This window comes from Paenibacillus sp. 01T422 (genome assembly GCF_056398785.1).
This window is the reverse complement of sequence record NZ_JBFTQB010001121.1, coordinates 1-1,762: the sequence shown is the minus strand read 5'-3', so window position 1 is coordinate 1,762 and position 1,762 is coordinate 1. Positions and strand designations below refer to the sequence as shown.

General features: G+C 45.2%; 3 protein-coding genes and 1 pseudogene. All 4 read right to left on the bottom strand.

All coding sequences use genetic code 11. The features are described from left to right. On the bottom strand, positions 1-182 hold a 182-nt coding region (locus AC1DUA_RS36310; protein ID WP_477504349.1), incomplete at its 3' end, for an ATP phosphoribosyltransferase regulatory subunit. A gap of 227 nt (positions 183-409) precedes the next feature. Beyond that, a complete protein-coding gene (locus AC1DUA_RS36305) occupies positions 410-892 on the bottom strand; it encodes an acyltransferase (protein WP_477504348.1) in 483 nt (160 codons plus the stop codon). Continuing rightward, positions 889-1,548 carry a pyrophosphatase PpaX gene (ppaX, locus tag AC1DUA_RS36300; protein WP_477504347.1) on the bottom strand — a complete coding sequence of 220 codons (660 nt, stop codon included), beginning with the start codon at positions 1,546-1,548 and terminating at the stop codon, positions 889-891. Before ppaX ends, AC1DUA_RS36305 begins: the two co-directional genes overlap by 4 nt. Further along, positions 1,526-1,762, bottom strand: a pseudogene (locus AC1DUA_RS36295) (hypothetical protein); the annotation flags it as partial. The gene ppaX and the pseudogene AC1DUA_RS36295, both read right to left, overlap by 23 nt.

The window sequence follows — 1,762 nt, the reverse complement described above, 5'->3', positions numbered from 1 at the left end:
TCTGTGGAGCTTGCCACTCCAACGGTATCGTAATATTCAAGTGTAGGTGTGAGGATCTGGTTATATCCCCAGCGTTCCATACAAGCCAGTACACGGTATTCTATGTTGCGCAGCTTCGTGACCGCTTCGGGTAAGTAATCCTTGACCCCTAACGGCTTTTCAAATACTTTTGGCTTTGACACCGTCTCACCTCAACATCTAAGAATTCAGTTCTGTTTTCTCTCTTCTCTTGCTTTATCACGTTAACGTGCTACCATGCTACCAAAATAAAGAATGTACGGCTATTTTATCACGTAACCATAGGACCGTCAATTGCCTCTTTCTCTGGTTTCCTACATTTATAAGCCCTTTACATGCACAAAGAAAAAGAGCTGTACAGCTCAATAGCGCACAACTCTTATTTCTCATTTTATATTTGACGTATCGTTTGCAGCGGATTTCCTGCGACGAAGCTATGGGGGGCTACATCCTTGTGCACAACAGAACCAGCACCAATAATCGCGTAGTCCCCAATCGTTACACCTGGGAGAATTGTCGTGTTTGCCCCCACCATCACATGGGACCCAATATGAACATCGCCAAGCCTGTATTCCTTGGTCAAATATTCATGAGCCAATATCGTCGTGTTATACCCGATAATCGTATTACTGCCAATATGTATCTTCTCTGGAAAAAACACATCCACCATCACCATCAGGGCAAATGCTGTGTGCTCCCCCACCGTCATCCCAAGGATATGCCGGTAGATCCAGTTTTTCATCCGTAGCGAAGGCGAGTACCGCGTAATCTGAATGAATACGAAATTGCGAATCGCCTTCCATTTACTGACGGTATGATAGATTTGCCACAGGGCATTAGGACCCTCAACCGGGTACCTGTCTGTTTTTCTCAATGAGCATCCACATCCGACGTGAGACCCACGATAGGCAGCAAGTCGAACATATCGTCAATTAGATGATCCGGGCTGTATTCCTCCAAGTAAGAACGGCCTTTCCAGGACCATGTAACCCCGACTGAAGTGACACCAGCATTTTTTGCGGCTTCAATGTCATAATGGCTGTCTCCGACCATCACGGCTTGATCCGGCGTACTCCCTAATACCTTAAGCGCGGCGATTATCCCCTCTGGGTGCGGTTTCGCTTCCTTGACGTCCTCAACGGTAACGATCGTGCTCACGTACTCGTCTAATCCGCACAATTTAAGGCCCATTAGTGTCGTTTGTCTGATTTTGCTGGTAACGATGCCGATTTTAATCCCATTCTCATGCAATTTCTTCATGACAACTCGCACGTTAGGGAACTCCTTAACAAGCTCATCATGCTTAGATAGGTTAAACTTCCTATATTTCATAATAAGCTCTTCCACTTCCTTTTTACCTGTAAAAAACTCCATTTGCTCCACAAGCGGACGCCCCATATTCGGGATAATTAGCTCCCTGCCTACAGGTTCTGCTGTTTCGCCTTCTAAGCTATGCAAAAAGGACTGTACAATCAACTCATTCGTATCAACAATTGTTCCATCCAGGTCAAACAGTACGGTTTGAATCATAATCTGCTCCTTTATCCTGTTGCTCTTGATCTTTCACTACTCTGTTTTTATCTAATATTTTTGAGGAGACGATAGGGTCCGCATAACGAACATTGGCATACCCTTTTTTCCTTCTTACGATAATCAAAATTGCCATTCCGATGACAAGCAGAAGCGCTAACAGCTGTGAGAATCTCACGTTGCCGCCATAGGTCATCACGCCCGGCTCAAAGAC